The 20,464-nt window shown below is 67.1% G+C and carries 18 protein-coding genes; 13 read left to right on the top strand and 5 right to left on the bottom strand.

Features of this window, described 5'->3' with window-relative positions:
- Positions 1–88 precede the first annotated feature (88 nt).
- The 5 genes from infB (at position 89) to pnp (ending at position 7,260) form a co-directional block, all read left to right on the top strand.
- Positions 89–2,797: a translation initiation factor IF-2 gene (infB, locus tag H9658_RS05970; RefSeq protein ID WP_191824706.1), complete on the top strand. Its 2,709-nt coding sequence runs from the start codon at positions 89–91 to the stop codon at positions 2,795–2,797.
- A gap of 113 nt (positions 2,798–2,910) precedes the next feature.
- Positions 2,911–3,318, top strand: coding sequence for a 30S ribosome-binding factor RbfA (rbfA, locus tag H9658_RS05965; RefSeq protein WP_179563858.1), 408 nt, complete (start codon positions 2,911–2,913; stop codon positions 3,316–3,318).
- A 266-nt stretch (positions 3,319–3,584) separates the two neighbouring features.
- Positions 3,585–4,511 (top strand): tRNA pseudouridine(55) synthase TruB, encoded by a 927-nt coding sequence (truB, locus tag H9658_RS05960; protein WP_191824705.1) that lies wholly within the window; start codon positions 3,585–3,587, stop codon positions 4,509–4,511.
- 215 nt (positions 4,512–4,726) lie between these two features.
- Positions 4,727–4,987 carry a 30S ribosomal protein S15 gene (gene rpsO, locus H9658_RS05955; protein ID WP_003467392.1) on the top strand — a complete coding sequence of 87 codons (261 nt, stop codon included), beginning with the start codon at positions 4,727–4,729 and terminating at the stop codon, positions 4,985–4,987.
- Between the two features lie 164 nt (positions 4,988–5,151).
- On the top strand, positions 5,152–7,260 hold the full coding sequence (gene pnp / locus H9658_RS05950; protein WP_179563860.1) for a polyribonucleotide nucleotidyltransferase: 2,109 nt from the start codon (positions 5,152–5,154) through the stop codon (positions 7,258–7,260).
- A gap of 238 nt (positions 7,261–7,498) precedes the next feature.
- Here pnp and H9658_RS05945 read toward each other — a convergent pair whose 3' ends face one another.
- On the bottom strand, positions 7,499–8,872 hold the full coding sequence (locus tag H9658_RS05945) for a sensor domain-containing phosphodiesterase (protein WP_191824704.1): 1,374 nt from the start codon (positions 8,870–8,872) through the stop codon (positions 7,499–7,501).
- 119 nt (positions 8,873–8,991) lie between these two features.
- Positions 8,992–9,306, bottom strand: a complete 315-nt coding sequence (locus tag H9658_RS05940) for a DUF3175 domain-containing protein (protein WP_179563862.1) — start codon at positions 9,304–9,306, stop codon at positions 8,992–8,994.
- Positions 9,307–9,337: 31 nt separating this feature from the next.
- Here H9658_RS05940 and H9658_RS05935 point away from each other — a divergent pair, with 31 nt between their 5' ends.
- The 5 genes from H9658_RS05935 to H9658_RS05915 all read left to right on the top strand — a co-directional run bounded on the left by H9658_RS05935 (position 9,338) and on the right by H9658_RS05915 (position 17,344).
- On the top strand, positions 9,338–9,649 hold the full coding sequence (locus H9658_RS05935) for a hypothetical protein (protein WP_191824703.1): 312 nt from the start codon (positions 9,338–9,340) through the stop codon (positions 9,647–9,649).
- A gap of 241 nt (positions 9,650–9,890) precedes the next feature.
- Complete coding sequence (locus tag H9658_RS05930; RefSeq protein WP_191824702.1) at positions 9,891–14,258, top strand: DEAD/DEAH box helicase; 4,368 nt, start codon at positions 9,891–9,893, stop codon at positions 14,256–14,258.
- A 496-nt stretch (positions 14,259–14,754) separates the two neighbouring features.
- Positions 14,755–16,413 (top strand): methyl-accepting chemotaxis protein, encoded by a 1,659-nt coding sequence (locus tag H9658_RS05925; protein WP_191824701.1) that lies wholly within the window; start codon positions 14,755–14,757, stop codon positions 16,411–16,413.
- A 10-nt stretch (positions 16,414–16,423) separates the two neighbouring features.
- Positions 16,424–16,942 (top strand): chemotaxis protein CheW, encoded by a 519-nt coding sequence (locus H9658_RS05920; protein ID WP_179563866.1) that lies wholly within the window; start codon positions 16,424–16,426, stop codon positions 16,940–16,942.
- A 234-nt stretch (positions 16,943–17,176) separates the two neighbouring features.
- Positions 17,177–17,344 carry a hypothetical protein gene (locus H9658_RS05915; protein ID WP_191824700.1) on the top strand — a complete coding sequence of 56 codons (168 nt, stop codon included), beginning with the start codon at positions 17,177–17,179 and terminating at the stop codon, positions 17,342–17,344.
- 213 nt (positions 17,345–17,557) lie between these two features.
- On the opposite strand, the gene H9658_RS05910 is transcribed toward H9658_RS05915, so the two are convergent.
- The 3 genes from H9658_RS05910 to H9658_RS23355 all read right to left on the bottom strand — a co-directional run bounded on the left by H9658_RS05910 (position 17,558) and on the right by H9658_RS23355 (position 19,260).
- Positions 17,558–17,791 (bottom strand): helix-turn-helix transcriptional regulator, encoded by a 234-nt coding sequence (locus H9658_RS05910; RefSeq protein WP_225209788.1) that lies wholly within the window; start codon positions 17,789–17,791, stop codon positions 17,558–17,560.
- Positions 17,792–17,998: 207 nt separating this feature from the next.
- Complete coding sequence (locus tag H9658_RS05905) at positions 17,999–18,910, bottom strand: ParB N-terminal domain-containing protein (RefSeq protein WP_225209787.1); 912 nt, start codon at positions 18,908–18,910, stop codon at positions 17,999–18,001.
- Positions 18,911–19,104: 194 nt separating this feature from the next.
- Positions 19,105–19,260 (bottom strand): helix-turn-helix domain-containing protein, encoded by a 156-nt coding sequence (locus tag H9658_RS23355; protein ID WP_455275810.1) that lies wholly within the window; start codon positions 19,258–19,260, stop codon positions 19,105–19,107.
- Here H9658_RS23355 and H9658_RS23350 point away from each other — a divergent pair.
- The 3 genes from H9658_RS23350 to H9658_RS05890 all read left to right on the top strand — a co-directional run bounded on the left by H9658_RS23350 (position 19,210) and on the right by H9658_RS05890 (position 20,311).
- A complete protein-coding gene (locus tag H9658_RS23350; protein ID WP_455275811.1) occupies positions 19,210–19,404 on the top strand; it encodes a hypothetical protein in 195 nt (64 codons plus the stop codon). The genes H9658_RS23355 and H9658_RS23350 overlap by 51 nt on opposite strands.
- Before the next feature lie 117 nt (positions 19,405–19,521).
- Positions 19,522–19,848, top strand: coding sequence for a YecR family lipoprotein (yecR, locus tag H9658_RS05895; protein ID WP_191824698.1), 327 nt, complete (start codon positions 19,522–19,524; stop codon positions 19,846–19,848).
- A 40-nt stretch (positions 19,849–19,888) separates the two neighbouring features.
- Entirely contained in the window at positions 19,889–20,311 is a 423-nt protein-coding gene (locus H9658_RS05890) for a hypothetical protein (protein WP_191824697.1), read from the top strand.
- Positions 20,312–20,464: the final 153 nt, after the last annotated feature.

The raw sequence follows: 20,464 nt of genomic DNA, 5'->3' as shown, positions 1-20,464 counted from the left end.
GCGATGAATGCCGCCCTGAACCGATCAGGGCTTAGAATCCGCGCTACCTTCGCACGCGAGGGGGCGCCAACCAGATCATAGGATCCGAATGTCGCAGCAAACCACCATCCGCAAGCTGGCCGAACTGGTGAATACGCCGGTCGATAAACTGCTGGTTCAACTGGCCGAGGCCGGAATGAAGTTCAGCGGTCCCGACCAGGTCGTGACCAGTACCGAAAAGATGAAGCTGCTCGGCTTCCTGCGCCGTACCCACGGCAAGACCGACAAGCCGGTCGAGGAAGAAGCCCAGGCCGCGCCGAAGAAGATCACCCTGAACCGGCGCAAGCTGCAGGAAGTGACGGTCAGCGCCGGTCGCAGCAAGACCACGGTCAACGTCGAGGTCCGGCAGAAGCGTACCTACGTCAAGACCGCCGAAGACCTCGCTGCCGAGCGCGCGGGCATGTCGTCGGGCGGACGGGTGGATGACGAGCGCGCCGAGATCCTGCGCAAGCTGGAAGCCTCCAAGCAGCGCAACCTGGCCGAACAGCAGAAGCTCGCCGAGCAGGACCGTGCGCGCGCCGAGGAAATCGAGCGCAAGCGCCAGGCCGAGCAGGATGCGCGCGACCGCGTGGAAGCCGAGCGCAAGGCCGCGCAGGCCGCGCTGGAAGCCGAGTCGGCGCCGCCGGCGGCCGCGGCTGCGCCTGCGTCCGCTGCGACCCCGAATACCGGTGCCGGCACCGGTGCCGCCGCTGCGCCGCGTGCGCCGCGTCCGGCCAGCGCGCCGCACCATCCGCCGAAGCCGGCCGCGCCGCGCAGCGACGACCGCAACGCCGGCAACAAGCACAAGACCCGCGGCTCGCACGTGATGGTCGCCGGCGTCGAGGACGACGACAGCACCAGCCGCTTCGCCGGCCAGCTGCACCTGTCCGCGGCCGATCGTGCGCGCCGTTCCAACGTGCGCGGCAAGCCGCGCGGCGGCAACAGCGGCGGCCGTCGCCAGCCCGAGCCCTCGCGCAGCGGCGGCGGCGCGCATGGCTTCGAGCGTCCGACCGCACCGGTGGTGCGCGAAGTGGCGATCGGCGAGACCATCACCGTGGCCGACCTGGCGCAGAAGCTCGCGCTGAAGGGCGGCGACGTGGTCAAGGCGCTGTTCAAGATGGGCGTGATGGCCACCATCACCCAGTCCATCGACCACGATACCGCGGCGCTGATCACCGAAGAGCTCGGCCACAAGCCGGTGCGCGCGGGCAGTGCCGATGCCGAGGACGCGCTGCTGGCGCACACCGAGGACGAGCAGGGCGAGAAGCGCTCGCGGCCGCCGGTGGTCACCATCATGGGTCACGTCGATCACGGCAAGACCTCGCTGCTGGACTACATCCGCCGCACCAAGGTCGCCTCCGGCGAAGCCGGCGGCATCACCCAGCACATCGGCGCGTATCACGTCGAAACCGATCGCGGCGTCATCAGCTTCCTGGATACCCCGGGCCATGCGGCCTTCACCTCGATGCGCGCGCGCGGCGCCAAGCTGACCGACATCGTGGTGCTGGTGGTTGCGGCCGACGACGGCGTGATGCCGCAGACGATCGAGGCGGTCAAGCACGCCAAGGCGGCGGGCGTGCCGCTGATCGTGGCGGTCAACAAGATCGACAAGTCCGGCGCCGACCCGCTGCGGGTCAAGAACGAACTGCTCTCGCAGGACGTGGTCGCCGAAGAATTCGGTGGCGACACCCAGTTCGTCGAAGTCTCGGCCAAGACCGGCGCGGGCATCGACACGCTGCTCGACGCGATCTCGCTGCAGGCCGAAGTGCTGGAACTGAAGGCGGTGTTCGATGGCCGCGCCAGCGGCGTGGTGATCGAATCCTCGCTGGACAAGGGCCGCGGCCCCGTGGCGACGGTGCTGGTGCAGCAGGGCAGCCTGAAGCGTGGCGACTACCTGGTGTGCGGCGTGCAGTACGGCCGCGTGCGTGCGCTGTTCGACGAGACCGGCGGCCAGCCGGCCGAGGCGGGTCCGTCGATCCCGGTGCAGGTGCTCGGCCTGTCCGGCGTGCCGGATGCCGGCGACGACTTCGTCGTGGTCGACGACGAGCGCCTGGCCAAGGACGTGGCGCAGCAGCGCGAGGCCAAGCGCCGCGAGTCGCGCCTGGTGTCTTCGGCGGGCAGCCGCATGGAAGACATCATGTCGCAGCTCGGCAAGGGCGAAGGCCAGCTGTCGCTGAACCTGGTGATCAAGGCCGACGTGCAGGGTTCGGTGGAAGCGCTGAAGCAGTCGCTGGTGGCCCTGTCCAACGAGCAGATCCGGATCAACGTGATCCACTCCGGCGTCGGCGGCATCACCGAGTCCGATGCGAACTCGGCGTTGGCCTCCAAGGCCACGGTGATCGGCTTCAACGTGCGTGCGGACGCTTCGGCGCGGCGCATCATCGAAACCAACGGCGTGGACCTGCGCTACTTCTCGATCATCTATGACGTGATCGACCAAGTGAAGCAGGTGGCCTCCGGTCTGCTCGGCGTGGAAATCCGCGAAGAGATCATCGGTACCGCCCAGGTGCGCGACGTGTTCCGCAGCTCCAAGTTCGGCGCGGTCGCCGGCTGCATGGTCGTGGAGGGCGTGGTCAAGCGCAACAAGCCGATCCGCGTGCTGCGCGACAACACCGTGGTCTTCGAGGGCGAGCTGGAATCGCTGCGTCGCTTCAAGGAGAACGTCGACGAGGTGCGCAACGGCACCGAGTGCGGTATCGGCGTGAAGGCCTACAACGACGTCAAGCCGGGCGACCAGATCGAGTGCTTCGAGCGCATCGAAGTGCAGCGCACGCTGTAAGAAGCCGGGAGTCGGGATTCGGGAATCGGGATTGGGAAAAGCGGCGGCTTGGTGCGCGTCGCTCGTTCCCGCCCATTCCCGGTCCCGCGCTCCGAACAGAGAGATTCCGGACCATGGCAACAAAATCCTTTCACCGTACCGATCGCGTGTCTGCGCAGATCCGCCGCGACCTGGGCACGATCGTGCATTCGGCCGTGCGCGATCACGGCCTGCCGTCGGTCAGCGTTTCCGACGTCGAGGTCACCCGCGACCTGGCCCATGCCAAGGTGTTCGTCACCGCGTTGCTGCCCGAGCGCTCCGTAGAGGCGGTCAAGGGCCTGAAAGAGCTGGCGCCGCAACTGCGTAGCGAGCTGGCGCGGGCGATGAAGCTGCGCCACGTGCCCGAACTGCATTTCCACTACGACGATTCGGTCGATCGCGGCGAGCGCATCGACAACCTGCTGCGCGACATGCCCGAATTGCAGCAGTCGGAAGACGCCGAGGGCGACAGCGACGGCGACGCGGTCCCGCCGAAAGCCTGAGTCGTTGCCGCCGGTGCGATTGCATCGGCACCGCGCGTCGGGCGCACTGCAGGCCACCCATGTTTGCGGCGGCCCGTGCTCCGCAGCCTTGTCTGCGCGGCCGGCAGATCCTTCTGCATCGGCCTGCTTTTCCTTGTGGCCTGCGACGATCGCAGGCCTTACCGTTCGATTCCCGATTCCCGATTCCCGATTCCCGATTCCCGATTTCCGAATCCCGAATCCCGAATCCCGAATCCCGAATCCCGAATCCCCCAGCTTCCAACGCCATGCCCGTCTTCGGCCCCCGACTGCCCCGCATCTCCTTCCGCCGCCTCGACGGCATCGTGCTGCTCGACAAGCCGGCCGGCATGAGTTCCAACGCGGCGCTACAGGCGGCGCGGCGGCTGTTCCGTGCCGAGAAGGGCGGCCATACCGGCAGCCTGGATCCGCTGGCCACCGGCCTGCTGCCGCTGTGCTTCGGCGAGGCGACCAAGCTGGCCGGGCTGCTGCTCGGGTCGGCCAAGGCCTATGAAGCCGAGATCGTGCTCGGCGTGAGCACCGACAGCGACGATGCCGACGGCGCGGTGCTGCGCACCCGGCCGGTGCCGGCGATCGATGCGGCGACCCTGCAGGCGGCGCTGGCGCCGCTGCGCGGACGCATCCGCCAGCGCGCGCCGATCTATTCGGCGCTGAAGCAGGGCGGCGAGCCGCTGTACGCGAAGGCGCGCCGCGGCGAGGCGATCGAGGCGCCGGAGCGCGAGGTCGAGGTCCACGCCATCGACGTGCTCGCCCACGAGAGCGAGCGCCTGCGCCTGCATGTGGCCTGCGGTTCCGGCACCTACATCCGCAGCCTGGCCCGCGACCTGGGTGAGGCGCTGGGCTGCGGCGCGCATATCGCCGGGCTGCGGCGCTTGTGGGTGGAGCCGTTCCGGCAGCCGCAGATGGTGACCCTGGAACAGCTGCAGCAACTGGCCGCGCAGGAGCCGCAGGCGCTGGAGGCGCTGCTGCTGCCGCTGGCCGCCGGCCTGGTCGACTTCCCGCCGTTGCGCCTGGACCATGCTGCGGCGCAGCGTTTCCGCATGGGCCAGCGCCTGCGCGATGCGGCCTGGGCGCCGGGCGCGGTCGCGGTGTTCGGCGAGGACGGCCTGCCGCTGGGGCTGGGCCAGGTCGATGGCGGCGGGCTGCTGGCGCCGCAGCGCATGTTCAACCTCTGATTCGCGACCTGCCGAGGAGCCCGGCGCGGGCCGCGATGCGGCCGGCTTGGCCGTGACGCGGCGTTAACACCTTGTTCGTCCGGGCTGGGGCCGGTACAATTCGGCGGCCTTTACGGCAACCCTGCGCTCCGGCGCAATCCTTCGCAATCGGCGAGCCAGGCGGTGCGTCTCATCAGCACGTTTCTGCCGGCCCCGCATCTCTGAGAAAACACACCATGTCCATCGACACCCAGAAAGTCATCGAAGAAAACAAGCGCGGCGCCGCCGACACCGGCTCCCCGGAAGTGCAGGTCGCCCTGCTGACCGCGCGCATCGAGCTGCTGACCGGCCACTTCAAGACCCACAAGAAGGACCACCACAGCCGCCGCGGCCTGCTGCAGATGGTCAACCGCCGCCGCAGCCTGCTCGACTATCTGAAGAAGAAGGATGGCGAGCGCTACAAGGCGCTGATCGAGAAGCTCGGCCTGCGTCGCTGAGTCAACGAACCCTACCGCGGCGCAGTGATGCGCCGCGGTTTTGTTTTGGGTAGTACCGTGGCCCGGGGAATGCTCCGCGCCGCCGGCCGGATCCTCCCGGCCACCCGCCAGCGGCATGGGCCGTCAGCGGTCCATTCGAAGACAGCATCATCCAAGGAAACCCCGTGGCAAAAATCACCAAAACCTTCCAGTACGGCAAGCACACCGTCACCCTCGAAACCGGCGAGATCGCCCGCCAGGCCGGCGGCGCCGTCATCGTCAAGATGGACGACACCGTACTGCTGGTCACCGCCGTCGCCGCCAAGAGCGCGCGCGAAGGTCAGGACTTCTTCCCGCTGACGGTCGACTATCAGGAGAAGTTCTACGCCGGCGGCCGCATCCCCGGCGGCTTCTTCAAGCGCGAGGGGCGTGCGACCGAGAAGGAGACGCTGATTTCGCGTCTGATCGACCGTCCGATCCGTCCGCTGTTCCCGGAGGACTACAAGAACGAAGTGCAGATCATCGCCACGGTGATGTCGATGAACCCGGACATCGACGGCGACATCGCCGCGCTGATCGGCGCCTCGGCCGCGCTGTCGCTGGCCGGCACCCCGTTCAACGGCCCGATCGGCGCCGCCAAGGTCGGTTACAAGAACGGCGAATACATCCTCAACCCGACCATCACCGAGCTGAAGGATTCGCAGCTGGAGCTGGTCGTGGCCGGTACCGCCAACGCGGTGCTGATGGTCGAGTCCGAAGCGGCGCTGCTGTCGGAAGAAGTGATGCTGGGCGCGGTCACCTTCGGCCATCGCGAGATGCAGAAGGTCATCAACATCATCAACGAGCTGACCGTCGAAGCCGGCACCAAGCCGTCCGACTGGGTCGCCCCGGCGAAGAACGAAGGCATGATCGCGGCGCTGAAGGAAGCGGTCGGCGATCAGCTGGCGTCGGCGTTCCAGGTGCGCGACAAGCTGCAGCGTCGCGACGCGATCTCGGCGATCAAGAAGGACGTGCTGGCGCAGCTGGCGCCGCGCGCCACCGTCGAAGGCTGGGTCGCTGCCGACCTGTCCAAGGAATTCGGCGAGCTGGAATACCAGACCATGCGCGGCTCGGTGCTGAGCACCAAGGTGCGCATCGACGGCCGTGCGCTGGACACGGTGCGTCCGATCAGCGTCAAGGCCGGCGTGCTGCCGCGCACCCATGGCTCGGCGCTGTTCACCCGCGGCGAGACCCAGGCGATCGTCATCACCACGCTGGGCACCGCCCGCGACGGCCAGGTGATCGACGCGGTCAGCGGCGAGTACAAGGAAAACTTCCTGTTCCATTACAACTTCCCCCCCTACTCGGTGGGCGAGTGCGGCCGCTTCGGTGCGCCGAAGCGTCGCGAGATCGGTCACGGCCGCCTCGCCAAGCGCGGCGTGCTAGCAGTGATGCCGAGCATGGAAGAGTTCCCGTACACGATCCGCGTGGTCTCGGAAATCACCGAGTCCAACGGTTCCTCGTCGATGGCCTCGGTGTGCGGCAGCTCGCTGGCGCTGATGGACGCCGGCGTGCCGGTGAAGGCGCCGGTCGCGGGTATCGCGATGGGCCTGGTCAAGGAAGGCGACGACTTCGTGGTGCTGTCGGACATCCTGGGTGACGAAGATCACCTGGGCGACATGGACTTCAAGGTCGCCGGTACCGCCGAAGGCGTGTCCGCGCTGCAGATGGACATCAAGATCGAAGGCATCACCGAAGAGATCATGAAGCAGGCCCTGGCGCAGGCCAAGGCCGGCCGCCTGCACATCCTCGGCGAGATGGCCAGCGCGCTGACCAGCCCGCGTTCGGAACTGAGCGACTACGCGCCGCGCCTGCTGACGATCAAGATCCACCCGGACAAGATCCGCGAAGTGATCGGCAAGGGCGGCTCGACCATCCAGGCGATCACCAAGGAAACCGGCACCCAGATCGACATCCAGGACGACGGCACCATCGTCATCGCCTCGGTCAACGCGATCGCTGCGCAGGCCGCCAAGGCGCGCATCGAGCAGATCACCTCGGACGTGGAGCCGGGCCGCATCTATGAAGGCAAGGTCGCCAAGATCATGGACTTCGGTGCGTTCGTCACCATCCTGCCGGGCAAGGACGGCCTGGTGCACGTGTCGCAGATCTCCAGCGACCGCGTCGAGAAGGTCAGCGACGTGTTGAAGGAAGGCGATCTGGTCAAGGTCAAGGTGCTGGAAGTCGACAAGCAGGGCCGTATCCGCCTGTCGATGAAGGCCGTGGAAGAAGGCGAGGGCGTGACGGCCGAGTAAGCCGTCGGCGTCCAACGCTGCAGCAAGGAAAAAGCGGGCTTCGGCCCGCTTTTTTCATGCGCGGCATTTGCGCGCGATGCGTTCGGTGAGCGGCCGGAATGCGGCAGGCCGCGATCCTCGCGATCTCCCCGCGATCCCTTGTAGGAGCGGCTTCAGCCGCGACAGGAGCTTTCCCGGCAATGCCAGGTCGCGGCTGAAGCCGCTCCTACAGGAGCAATCCAAAGTACTAACCAAGCGCTCAGTCCGCCTCGTCGCCGATCACCGGATAGCGCGCCAGGTGCGCCGACAGCGGCCCCGGGTGCGCCAGTTGGTAGCCTTGCCCGTAGCGCGCGCCCAGCGCCTGCAGCGTGGCCAGTTCGCTCTCGGTCTCGATGCCTTCGACGATCACGCTGGCGTCGGTCTCGGCGGCGAAGGACAGGATCGCCAGCGCCAGCCGCTGGCGCCGCGGTTCGGCGTCGATGCCGCGGGTCAGGGTCAGGTCCAGCTTGATGATGTCCGGCGACAGGTGCAGCAGGTGGCGCAGGCTGGCGAAGCCGGTGCCGGCGTCGTCCAGCGCGATGCGCAGGCCCTGCCGCTGCAGCGCGCCGATATGCTCGGACAGGCGCGGATAGTCCGGCGCCTGCAATTGCTCGGTGATCTCCAGCACCACCCGCGACAGGTCGTGGCCGTGCAGCAGCGCCTCCAGCTGCGGGTGCAGCAGGGTCTGCGCGGAGACGTTGATCGCCAGGTACAGCGGGGCCGGCAGCTGCGGCAGCAACTGCAGCGCCTTGCGCGCCGCGGCCAGCTCCAGTTCCAGCGCCAGCCCGACCCTGCTCGCGTCGTCGAACCAGCGCAACGGCGCCAGGCCGGGATTGGACGGGAACCGCGACAGGGCCTCAACGCCGACGATGCGCTGCGTTGACAGCGCCAGCACCGGCTGGGTCACGATCTGCAGGCGCTCGTTGGCGACCACCTCGCGGATGCGCGTGGCGATCGCCGCCTTCTCGCGGAAGGCGTGCTTCTCCGCGTTCTGGCGGCGCGCGATATCGGTCTGCAGCGCGGCACGGTCCATCGCCAGCGCCAACGTCGCACCGACCAGGGTCGCCAGCATTTCCAGCGTGCGCACGTCCTGCGGGGTGTAGCTGCAGGGGTAGGGCGACATCACCTTGAGCACGCCGATGCCGCGATCGCCGTAGCTGAGCGGCACCACCAGCATCGACCGCAGGCCGACCTTGCGGCAGGCATCCAGATTGACCCGCGGGTCCTGTTCCGAATCGTCGCACTGCAGCACCTTGCCGCTGCGCATGCACAGCCCGGACAGGCTGCCGTCGCTGGGCAGGCGCAAGCCCAGGTGCTGTTCGGCGATGCCGCTGGCCGACCAGTACAGCATGTCGTTGCCGTCGCACATCTCCACCACCGCGCCGTTGGAGCGGGTCAGCTCCTGCGCGCGGCGGGTCACCACATCGACTACCTGCAGCGGATCGCTGCCGGCGGCGGCGATCTCGCCCTGGGCGAGGATGATCCGCGATAGCAGCAGCGCATCCTCGCTCATCGCCGAGGCAACGGGGCCGCGCTCGGCAGCGGTATCGGCGGGGCGTTGGACCCAGTCCGAAATGTCGGGTTCCCTGGTCATGTCGCGATCATGCGCCTATGGTTCGGCGCAGGGCAATCGGAACGCGCCGGGGTTGCGCTAGCGAAGCACGGAACTGCCGTGCGCATCACGCCGCGCCGCCGCATGCCGCGTCGCGGCGCTCAGCCGGTGGCGCCCTTGCGCGGCTTGCCGTACAGGCTGCGCAGTTCGTCCTTGGCCTGTTCCAGCACCTCGCGGCGCTGGGCCGGCAGCTGCTTGCCGGCGCGGTTGATGTAGAAGGTCAGCATCGACATCGCCGAGCGGTAGGGACCGGTGCGGCGCCGCGCGCTCTGGTCGGCGGAGTGCTTGAGCGAACGGGCGATGGACACCGGGTCGTCGCGTTCGAACACGCTGGGCGTGAGGTCCAGCGCATCGCTGCTCTCGTTGACGCGCTGCACCCAGTGGGCGGTGGAAACATTCGAGCTGCTGTGTGCCATTGGTGATGCTCCTTGGCTAGGGAAGTGAAGAGTGGAAGTCGACGCGGAATCGCCATGCCGCCGATGGCGAGCAAATGGGTGGAGCGAAGAAACCATCGTCGTCGGTGCGGACGCTGCCGCGATGCACGCCGATACCGCACACGCGCGTTGCGATGCTGTCGCGCGTGGCGGCCATCGCGGACCACCTGCGTTGCGCAATGCCATCGCGCGCGCAGGCATGCGCCGCGCCTGCGTGGCTGCGCCGGCATCGACGCGGTTGTTCGATCATGCTGCCATGCTGCATGCAAGGCTCCCCGAAGCGAATTTCACGTCCGTTGCGTTGACGCTAGAGGCGCAGGCGTGACGTCATCGACAACATAACCGCGCATCTCGGTGCTCGTGGTAGACAGTGCGCTTTTCACTGAACGATTAACCGAAAAATCCCTTGAAAACAGCTGCGCCGCGCATGCTCGCTTGATCGGGGCTGGTAACGTCACCATCTTGCGCATGCGTCATTGACGCGGTTGTCGCACCGAGGACAATCGAGACATTCCACCTTTCGCGCGCAGTGCATCCGATCGCAATCGCGCGCCGCAGGAGACCGCATGTCGCTCGTGCAAGCACGCTTCCATCCTGCCGTCGCCCGCTGGTTCGAGCGCTGTTTTGCCGCGCCGACGCCGGCGCAGCTGGCCGCATGGCCGGCGATCCAGGACGGGCGGCATACCTTGGTGGCGGCGCCCACCGGCTCCGGCAAGACCCTGACCGCGTTCCTCGCCGCGCTCGATGCGCTGCTGCGTGAAGGCCTGCGCGATGGCGGACTCGCCGATCGCACCCAGGTGCTGTACGTGTCGCCGCTGAAAGCGCTTTCAAACGATATCCAGCTCAATCTCGAGGCGCCGCTGGTCGGCATCCGCGCCGAGCTGGCCGCGCTGGGCCTGCCCGATGTGGAGATCCGTACCGCGGTGCGCACCGGCGACACCCCGCAGCGCGAGCGCGCGCAGGCGCGGCGGCGCCCGCCGCACGTGCTGGTGACCACGCCCGAGTCGCTGTACGTGCTGCTCGGTTCGGTGTCCGGGCGCGACGCGCTGCGTCACGTGCGCACGGTGATCGTCGACGAGATCCACGCGCTGGCCGCGAACAAGCGTGGCAGCCACCTGGCGCTGTCGCTGCAGCGGCTGCAGCAGTTGTGCGCGACGCCGCCGCTGCGCATCGGCCTGTCGGCGACGCAGAAGCCGATCGATGCGGTCGCGCGCTTTCTGGTCGGCAGCGCTGCGGTGCACGCAGGACAACCGGATTGCGCGATCGTCGACATCGGCTACGCGCGTGCCCGCGACCTGGCGCTGGAGCTGCCGCCGACGCCGCTCAGCGTGACCATGTCCAACGACCAGTGGCAGCAGGTGTACGCGCGCCTGGCCGAGCTGGTGCGCGCGCATCGCACCACGCTGGTGTTCGTCAACACCCGGCGCATGGCCGAACGCACCGCGCGGCACCTGGGCGAACTGCTCGGCAACGAGGCGGTGGCGGCGCACCACGGCAGCCTGGCGCGCGAGGCGCGGCTGCTCGCCGAGCAGCGGCTCAAGGCCGGCCAGTTGCAGGTGCTGGTCGCCACCGCTTCGCTGGAACTGGGCCTGGACATCGGCGACGTGGACCTGGTGTGCCAGCTCGGCTCGCCGCGCTCGATCGCCAGTTTCCTGCAGCGCGCCGGGCGTTCCGGGCATGCCGTCGGCGGCACGCCGAAGGCGCGGCTGTTCCCGCAGTCGCGCGACGATCTGGTCGAATGCGCGGCACTGCTCGACTGCGTGCGCCGCGGCGAACTGGATGCGCTGCGCATCCTCGAGGCGCCGCTGGACGTGCTGGCGCAGCAACTGGTTGCCGAGGTGGCCTGCCAGGAATGGGACGAGGACGCGCTGTACGCGCTGGTGCGCGGTGCCTGGCCGTACGCGACGTTGCCGCGCGAGCGCTTCGACACGGTGCTGCGGATGCTGAGCGAGGGCTTCAGCACGCGGCTCGGCCCGCGCGCCGGCTACCTGCATCGCGACGCGGTGCATCGCCGCGTGCGCGAGCGCCGCGGCGCGCGCATGGCGGCGCTGACCTCCGGCGGCACCATTCCCGAGACCGGCGACTACAGCGTGCTGCTGGAGCCGCAGGCCGAGACCATCGGCACGGTCAACGAAGACTTCGCGGTGGAGAGCCTCAGCGGCGACGTGTTCCAGCTCGGCAACGCCAGCTATCGCATCCTGCGCGTGGAGCCGGGGCGGGTGCGGGTGGAAGACGCGCGCGGCGCGCCGCCGAACATCCCGTTCTGGCTCGGCGAAGCGCCGGGGCGCAGCGACGAACTGTCGGCCGGGGTGTCGCGGCTGCGCGCGCAGCTGGAGCGGTGCCTGGAGCAGGGCGATGCGGCGCAGGCGTTGGCCTGGCTGCACCAGGAGCTGGCGCTGGACGCCGCCGCCGCGCAGCAACTGGTGGACTATCTGGGCCGCGCCCGCACCGCGCTGGGCGCGCTGCCCACGCAGCGCTGCATCGTGCTGGAGCGCTTCTTCGACGACAGCGGCGGCACCCAGTTGCTGATTCACAGCGTGTACGGCAGCCGCATCAATCGCGCCTGGGGCCTGGCCCTGCGCAAGCGCTTCTGCCGCACCTTCAATTTCGAACTGCAGGCGGCGGCCACCGAGGACGCGATCGTGTTGTCGCTGTCGACCCGGCACAGTTTCGCGCTGGAAGAGGTCGCACGTTACCTGCATGCGTCGTCGGCGCTGGAGGTGCTGGTGCAGGCCTTGCTGGACGCGCCGCTGTTCGGCGTGCGCTGGCGCTGGAACGCCACCAACGCGCTGGCCTTGCCGCGCTTCACCGGCGGGCGCAAGGTCGCCCCGCAGCTGCAGCGGATGAAGTCCGAGGATCTGCTCGCCACGGTGTTCCCGGACCAGGTCGCCTGCGCCGAGAACCTGGTCGGCGAGCGCGAGATCCCCGAACACCCGCTGGTCGCGCAGACCCTGCACGACTGCCTGCACGAGGCGATGGACAGCGACGGCTGGCTGCAGCTGCTGCGCGGCATCGAGGACGGCAGCGTGCGCGTGCTGGCGCGCGATCTGGCGGCGCCGTCGCCGTTGGCGGCCGAGGCGCTGGACGCGCGGCCGTACGCGTTCCTCGACGATGCGCCGCTGGAAGAGCGTCGTACCCAGGCCGTGCACAGCCGCCGCTACCAGGATCCGGACAGCGCCGACGACCTCGGCCGGCTCGATCCGGACGCGATCGCCGCGGTGCGCGAGGAAGCCTGGCCGCAGCCGCGCAGCCGCGACGAGATGCACGAGGCGCTGGTCGCGCTCGGCGTGCTCACCGACAGCGAGGCTGCCGCACACGCGGCCTGGCCTAATTGGCTGGCCGAACTGGCCGCCGACGCGCGTGCCACCCGCCTGCAGGGCAACGGCGGCGACGGCGTCGCGCTGTGGGTCGCGGCCGAGTCGCTGGCGCTGATCGCGCCGCTGTATCCTCAGGCTGCCGCGCAGCCGCGCATCGCCGTGCCGGAGGGCTACGCGATCGACGACTGGCAACGCGACCACGCGCTGCGCGAACTGCTGCGCTCGCGCCTGGCGGCCCTGGGTCCGGTGACCGCGGCGGCGCTGGCGGCGCCGCTGCAGATGCCGCTGCGCGAGGTACAGGCGGCGCTGCTGGCCTTGCAGCAGGACGGCTACATCCTGCCCGGCCGCTTCACTCCCGAGGCCGGCGACGACGAGTGGTGCGAGCGCCATCTGCTGGCGCGCATCCACCGCTACACGCTGGGCCGGCTGCGCCGCGAGATCGAACCGGTGGCGCCGCGCGACTACGCGCGCTTCCTGTTCCGCTGGCAGCACCTGGATGGCGAAGGCCGCGTCGCCGGCGCGGAGGCGCTGGCCAGCGTGCTGGCGCAACTGGAGGGCTTCGAGGCGCCGGCGGCGCTGTGGGAGGCCGACCTGCTGCCGGCGCGGGTGCGCGACTATGCCCCGGCCTGGCTGGACGAACTGTGCAGCGCCGGACGCACGCTGTGGACGCGCCTGCGCCCGGCAGCGGCTGGCGCGGTCGGTGCGGGCGGCACGGGCTCGCTGCGCAGCACGCCGATCCTGCTGCTGCCGCGGCGCAGCGCCGCGCAGTGGTCGCGCCTGGCGCCGGCGGCGGCCGAACCGGGCGCGCTCGGTTCGCGCGCGCAGAAGGTCGCCGATTACCTGGGGACGCACGGCGCCTCGTTCTTCGACGAGATCGCCGATGCGACGCGGCTGCTGTCCACCGAACTGGAAGAGGCGTTGGCCGAGCTCGTCGGCGCAGGCCGCATCCACTGCGACAGCTACGCCGGCCTGCGCGCGTTGCTGGTGCCGGCATCGAAGCGGCCGTCGGCGCTGGCCCGGCGCCGGCGCCGGGTGCCGCTGTACGGCATCCAGGATGCGGGACGCTGGGCGCTGCTGCGCGTTGCTGCGGATGCCGGCGACGCCGCGGCGCGGGGCGAGGCGCTCGAGCACCTGGCGCGGACTCTGCTGCGCCGCTACGGCGTGATCTGCTGGCGCCTGCTCGAACGCGAGGCGGCGTGGCTGCCGTCGTGGCGCGAGCTGCTGCGCGTCTGTCAGCGCCTGGAGGCGCGCGGCGAGATCCGCGGCGGGCGTTTCATCAGCGGGCTGTCCGGCGAGCAGTTCGCGCTGCCCGAGGCGATCGGCCTGCTGCGCCAGGTGCGGCGGCAACCGCACGATGGCGCCTGGTTGTGCGTGGCCGCGGCCGATCCGGCCAACCTGCTCGGCAGCGTGCTGCCGGGCAACCGGGTGCCACGCGTGCCCGGCGCGCGGGTGCTCTATCGTGATGGCGTGCCGGTGGCGACGTGGGTAGCGGAGCGTTTCGAAACGTTGCAGGACCTGAGCGCGGCCGACAGCGCCGTGGCGCGGCAGCGGCTGACAGAGACGGCGACGTCCGGCACACGCGATGCCATCGCCGAAATGCTCGCCAGCCTGCGTTGAATACGCGGAATACGCGATGTCGCCACGAAGCGGTATCGCGTAACACTAACTCATTCACATAACAACGCGGCGGCGCCGCGGTCGTGCGGTTTTCACGTCTTGTCTACAAATAACTTAGGTGCTCATCCCAGTTGTTCGTCATCTGTGCGCGGGCGAAAAACGGCGCACAGAACAAGTGCGGCATGCGTGTCGAGCCTGGCCCAGGCCTCCTGCTGCAGCGCATGAACACTGCGCGGAAAGGCTCGGCACGTATTCATCGAAGCAGCGCAAATGTGCACATGTGTGCTGAATTCCGCAGTTGTGCGGCCGATTAAAGGCGACTTTCCGGTCTGCCGATAGCCTTCAAGCAACGGGCGAATGCACCTGCCGCATCGAGTCATCTCGGTCGCATCGCATACGCCGTCGCCATCGTTCCCGATCCACGAGGTGCAACGGGAAGGGACATCCAGACGCGTCGTCGTGGCGCGGTCGTTAGCAAACAATCGGGGAAGACATCATGTTGGGCAATATGAAAATCGGCGTCAGGCTCACCTGCGCGTTCCTGATCGTGGCGGCCATCGGCGCGTGCATCGGCGCGATCGGCATCCGCAATTCCGGGCGCATCAACGACTACGCCACCGTGCTGTACGAGCGCGAACTGCTCGGCCTGTCCAACATCAAGGAAGCCAACGTCAACCTGATCTATGCCGGCCGCGCGCGTTCCAACCTGCAACTGGCCACCACCCAGGAAGAGCGCGCCAAGCATCTTGCCAGCATCGATAAATACACCGCGAACGTGATCGACTACGTGGCCAAGGCGCGTACCTCGTTCGAGAGTCCCGAGTCCAAGGCCAAGCTGGCGCGCTTCGACGAGGTATGGAAGCAGTACCTGACGCATCGCGCCCAGTTCATCGAAAAAGCGGCGCAGCAACCGCTGCAGCAGCCCAATCCGGAACTTATCGCGCTGTCAGCCACGGTGCGCAGCGCCTCCGACGAACTCGACACGCTGATGAGCGAACTGGCCGCCATCAAGGAAACCCGTGCGGCCGAGGCCAGCGCTGCCACCAACGCCATCCACGTCAGCGGCGCCAGGACGCTGACCGCGATCATCGCCGGCGGCGTATTGCTTGGCATCGGTCTGGGCTTCTTCATCAGCCGCAGCGTCACCAAGCCGATCGGCAAGGCGGTAGATGTCGCCAATGCGCTGGCCGATGGCGATCTGAGCATCCTGATCGAGAGCAGCTCCAAGGACGAGGCCGGGCAGCTGTTGCTGGCGATGCGGCGCATGGTCGAGAAACTGCAGCAGGTGGTCGGTGAGGTCAACGCCAGCGCGCAGACCCTGGCCGGCGCGTCGGAAGAAGTCAGCGCGACCGCGCAGTCGCTGAGCCAGGCGTCGACCGAGCAGGCCGCGGGCGTGGAGGAAACCAGCGCCTCGCTGGAGCAGATGACCGCGTCGATCGGGCAGAACACCGAGAACGCGCGCATCACCGACGGCATGGCCGCGCAGGCCGCCAAGGAAACGGTGGAAGGCGGCGAAGCGGTGGTCGCCACGGTGGCGGCGATGAAGCAGATCGCACAGAAGATCGGCATCATCGACGACATTGCCTACCAGACCAACCTGCTGGCGCTGAACGCGGCGATCGAAGCGGCGCGTGCCGGCGAGCATGGCAAGGGCTTCGCCGTCGTCGCCGCGGAAGTGCGCAAGCTGGCCGAACGCAGCCAGGTGGCCGCGCAGGAGATCGGCGAGGTCGCCGGTTCCAGCGTGGAGCTGGCGGAGAAGGCCGGGCGCCTGCTGGAGACCATCGTGCCCAGCATCAAGAAGACCTCGGACCTGGTGCAGGAGATCGCCGCGGCGTCGCAGGAGCAGTCCTCCGGCGTGGCGCAGATCAACTCGGCGGTGGTGCAGCTGAGCCAGACCACGCAGCAGAACGCCACCGCGTCCGAGGAGCTGGCCGCGACCGCCGAGGAAATGAGTTCGCAGGCCGAGTACCTGCAGCAGTCGATGGCGTTCTTCCGCCTGGGTCACGCCGAGGCGCCGCGTCCGCCGCGCGTCGCCGACAAGCCCAGCGCCAAGGCGATCAGCGGCCGCGTCGAACCCAAGCGTGCGCGCCCGCGCGCGCCGCAGCCGGCCTACGCGATGGCGAGCCCGGACGAATCCCAGTTCGCCAGCTTCTGAGGAGCAGACCATGGGTACGCATCTGGACAACGCCGCGGCCGTGCCGCTGCAGACGCAGGAGGCGCCGTCGCAGTTCCTGACCTTCCAGCTGGAACAGGAACTGTTCGGGCTGAACATCGACGGCATCCACGAGATCATCGAATACCGTGCGCCGACCCCGGTACCGACCATGCCGGCCTGCGTGCGCGGCGTGATCAACCTGCGCGGCGCGGTGGTGCCGGTGGTGGACCTGCAACTGCGGTTGGGGCGCGCGCCCAGCCGCGTCACCCGGCGCAGCTGCATCGTGATCGTCACCGCCGAGGAAGGCGGCACGATCCAGGCATTCGGCCTGCTGGTCGATGCGGTCAGCGCGGTGCTGGACATCCCGGCGCAGCAGATCGAGGCGGCGCCGTCGTTCGGCAGCGGCATCCGCGACGAGTTGCTGCAGGGCATGGGCAAGCTGGAAGACCGGCTGGTGATCCTGCTGGATCGCGCGCGCCTGCTGCGCGTGGACGATATCGCCGACGTGGCGTTGCCGGCCGCCGCCTGAGGCGGCGCAACTGCGCCACTGCACAGGCGCGGTGGCTGGGCGACGCGGCGTGGCGGTGTGTACCCGGTGCCTGCGCAACGCAGGCGCTGCGGCTGCGGGCACCGCAACTGGTGCTGCGCAGGCCAGAAGCGGCATCGTCCGAATCGACAGGCGGCTGCCGTGATATGCGCATCACGGCCGCCTCGCTAGTGTCTGCGCGACAGGGCATCCGCCCGCCATCGCGAGATCCGGACCATGGCAGACAACGACAAGCAGCCCGACGCGCAGCAGGGAATTCAGGACGGTCGGCAGGACCGCGCGCAGGACGAGGTGGCCAAGCAGCGCCCCGGACTGGAGGACCAGAAGTTGCGCGAAGCGCACGAGCGCGGACCCAAGTCCGGCGACGGCCAGAAGACCGGCTGAGCGCGTTTCGCGCGCCGCCATCGGCGCGGCCCGCGAGGCGGCCACGGCGTGCCGCCAGCGCGCAGACACAAAAAAGCCCCGGAGGCGACTCCGAGGCTTTTCGTCTGAACAAGTGGTGGGCGGAAGGCTCCCGAATAATACCTGCAAGTGACTGTAATGCAATAGGTATTTCCGATGCGGTGAGCGCTGTTACCGCCATAGTTACCGCCAAGCTCATGCGGCTAGGCCCTGCGTACCATTGCGTTCGTCTACCGCTGCACTCATCCATGCGGCCACTTCGGTGGAGACCCAAGCGGCAATGTTGCCACCGGGGAATTGTACTGGCTTCGGGAACTTGCCCGCAGCGGCCCAGGCATAGAGCGTGGACTTGCTGACGCCGACGGTCGCGATGACCTCGGGCAAGCGCATGAAGTGATACGGCAGTGTCGTCTGTGGTTGAGTCGTCATGGCTTCCTTGAAATGAGAAAGGCCCGCTGCATGAGACTGCAGCGAGCCTTTGGGTTGGTGTGGTGCCTGCCGTTGGGCAGCTTTCCCCGGAGGGGGGGGCATGGGGGCGGCTGGGCCTTGGATGGTTGAAGTGACTGCCGCGTAATTTCGCAGCGAAAATCTTGTTTCTTCTCCCGCCGGCAGTGCGGTCAAATCAGGCTGGGGCTGTCAGTTGTCCAGATGTGCCGGTTGCGCTGGGACAGCGGGTGTCCCAATTGGGACAGGGCGGCGTGCTGGGCTGAAGTGAGCAAGAAGCTCCACCGATGCGAGTTGGTCTGTGGCACTCACCTCGTCGTTCGCCAGCATCTCAAGCGCTCTGGCGCGCACGGCTGGGGATGAGCCATCCACGAGCTTGACTATGTGGCGCGCAACCCTTTCTGCATCCCGGTCTAGCTGCTGCTGGTCCGAGCTAGGCAGGCTTGTTTGCCAAGAGTTCTTTGCTTCGCGTACATGTCGCCACCTCGGCCAACCCGTGCCGGGGTCTATCGCCAGCGCGTGGAACTCTGTAGCGATGACGTGAGGCATATTGGTGAGCATGCTGCTTACCGTACTCTTGCTGATGCCAAATCGAGCGGCGACAGAGCGTAAAGACTCCCCCACACTGGGAAGCTCGATAGCTCCTCGATGCGTTAGATCTGCAAGGTACTGCCAAGCCGCGTCCCGGCGCTGCTCGTTGTGAAGGGCGAGCGATCTGCCAGTGCAGTTGACCAGTTTGGAAACAACCAGGGCAGTTCGCCAATCTAACGCCAGAACACATGCCGGGACTTGCTGTCTGTTTGCTTGTCGGTATGCCTTCAGGCGGTGATGACCATCCACCAGATACAAGCCAGCTTCCACTGGCTCGGCGCTACCAATGTCGGCAAGCCAAATAGGATCGAGCTGCCCATCCTCAGTCGCTTCCAGTACATAGCGAAACGTTACGATGTGTTGCTCGCTGCTTTCCTCTGCCCGACCTTTGTCCTTGAACGGTACCAAGCGGGCAACGCGTGGTTGCAGAGCGTCGTGGGTTCGTATGTCGCCGAGTGGGATCAGGCGAGTGGGAGCATGTTTGAACTGCTCCATTACAGCGTCATATCTCATGGCTGTCTCCTTGTAAGTGGTCATAGGAGACGCGCGCAGCTTCCTAGGATTGCTTCGACCCAACGGAAAGCTGCTACTTCTTATTACTGAAGGTACGCGCCAACAGAAGATGTCTTCTTCAGCTGGATGTGTACCAAAATGATGCGGCCTTCAAGATCAATGACTTGCAAGGCCGACTATCGCGGCAGATATGGCTAGGGCTCCCCAGGGCTAGAGGCCGATGGGGGTTCTAGCAACAAGGTTGGATGCACGCCCAGCGCCTCGGCGAGACGGTAGATGTTCAACAGGGCAATGTTGCGCTGCCCACGCTCGACGCCGCCCAGGTAACTACGCGCCAACCCGCTCTCCAAGGCAAGGCGTTCCTGGGAGAGTCCTTTGGCCTTACGGACCTCGGCAAGTCGCAGCCCAAACAGGACGCGGGGATCGGTTGGTATCGATTTCTCTGGCATCAGAGAACGATGCAGTTGCAACCTCTATCGGGCCACGCCCTATGAGGACACCCTCTATGAGTGACATTGACGTCTGGCTCTTCTATCATTCTTTGGTGGAGCGCTAGGACAGCTCTGCGACTGCCCTGTACAACCAAGGTCCGAATGCCAAGGGGATTCACCATGAAATTGAAGTTTTGCGGTGCGGCGGCCGTCGGGCTGCTTGTCGGCGCATGTGCCACTCACGCCGACTGGCTGGTAACCAAAGCGAGCCGCGCAGATGGTGTGATTGCGCTTTCGTACGAGCGCAATGAGTTCCAGCGCCCCGACTTGAGCGAACAAGAGGCCGTCCAGCTTGCCGCTCAGAAGTGCAGGAATTGGGGGTACAAGGGCGCAGAGCCGTTTGGTTCGCAGAGTACCGAATGCCTGTCGCGCCGAGGATTCGGAAACTGCGGATCAAGGCGAGTGACCGTTGAGTTCCAGTGCAATGGTTCGCCCAGTCAGCAGTAGCCACCGAAATGATACAGATGCCGTTGACGCAGGAGGCGCAATGCTTGAGCTCGTAGGAATGGTTGCAGTATGTGCAGTGGGTCTTTGGCTTGCACGCTACCTTTGGAACTTCTGGAGGTTCCGCCAAAGTATCAATGCCGTGGATGCACTTGCTTCAGCAGTTAAGGCTAAAGCGGATTTGGTCGCAGCGAATGCTGGGCATGATGCCGCAGAGAAAACGTACTTCATGGCGATCTGCCTCAAGAGCCTTGCCAAGTCCCTGAGTTATGGCAAGGTCGCAAATCCACTAATTGCGGGGACGCACCTTGAAGTGTTGGAAGGCATGATCGGATCACCAGAAGACGTGGCTTACTTCATGGATAAACCTGTTGAAGCCATCACGGAAATAAGGCTGGGGCTTGTGCGGGCCCGCGAGTCATTCATTTTGTTGCATCGGGCAATGGGTAGTAAGCCAATTATTTGAATCGCGAGAGCCTGGGGGCAAATTCTGGTTCAGTTAAGCATCAGTGCCGGTTGCGCCCGGGCATTGCGCTGGTTCTAAACAAACATCTGCTCTCGGCCAGTAGCGGTCATGCGTGCATGACTTCATTGGGGCATCCCGACTGCGCGTAAGGAT

It is taken from the genome of Xanthomonas bonasiae, from assembly GCF_014836395.1.
Taxonomy (GTDB): domain Bacteria; phylum Pseudomonadota; class Gammaproteobacteria; order Xanthomonadales; family Xanthomonadaceae; genus Xanthomonas_A; species Xanthomonas_A bonasiae.
This window is presented reverse-complemented; position numbering and strand designations above follow the sequence as displayed.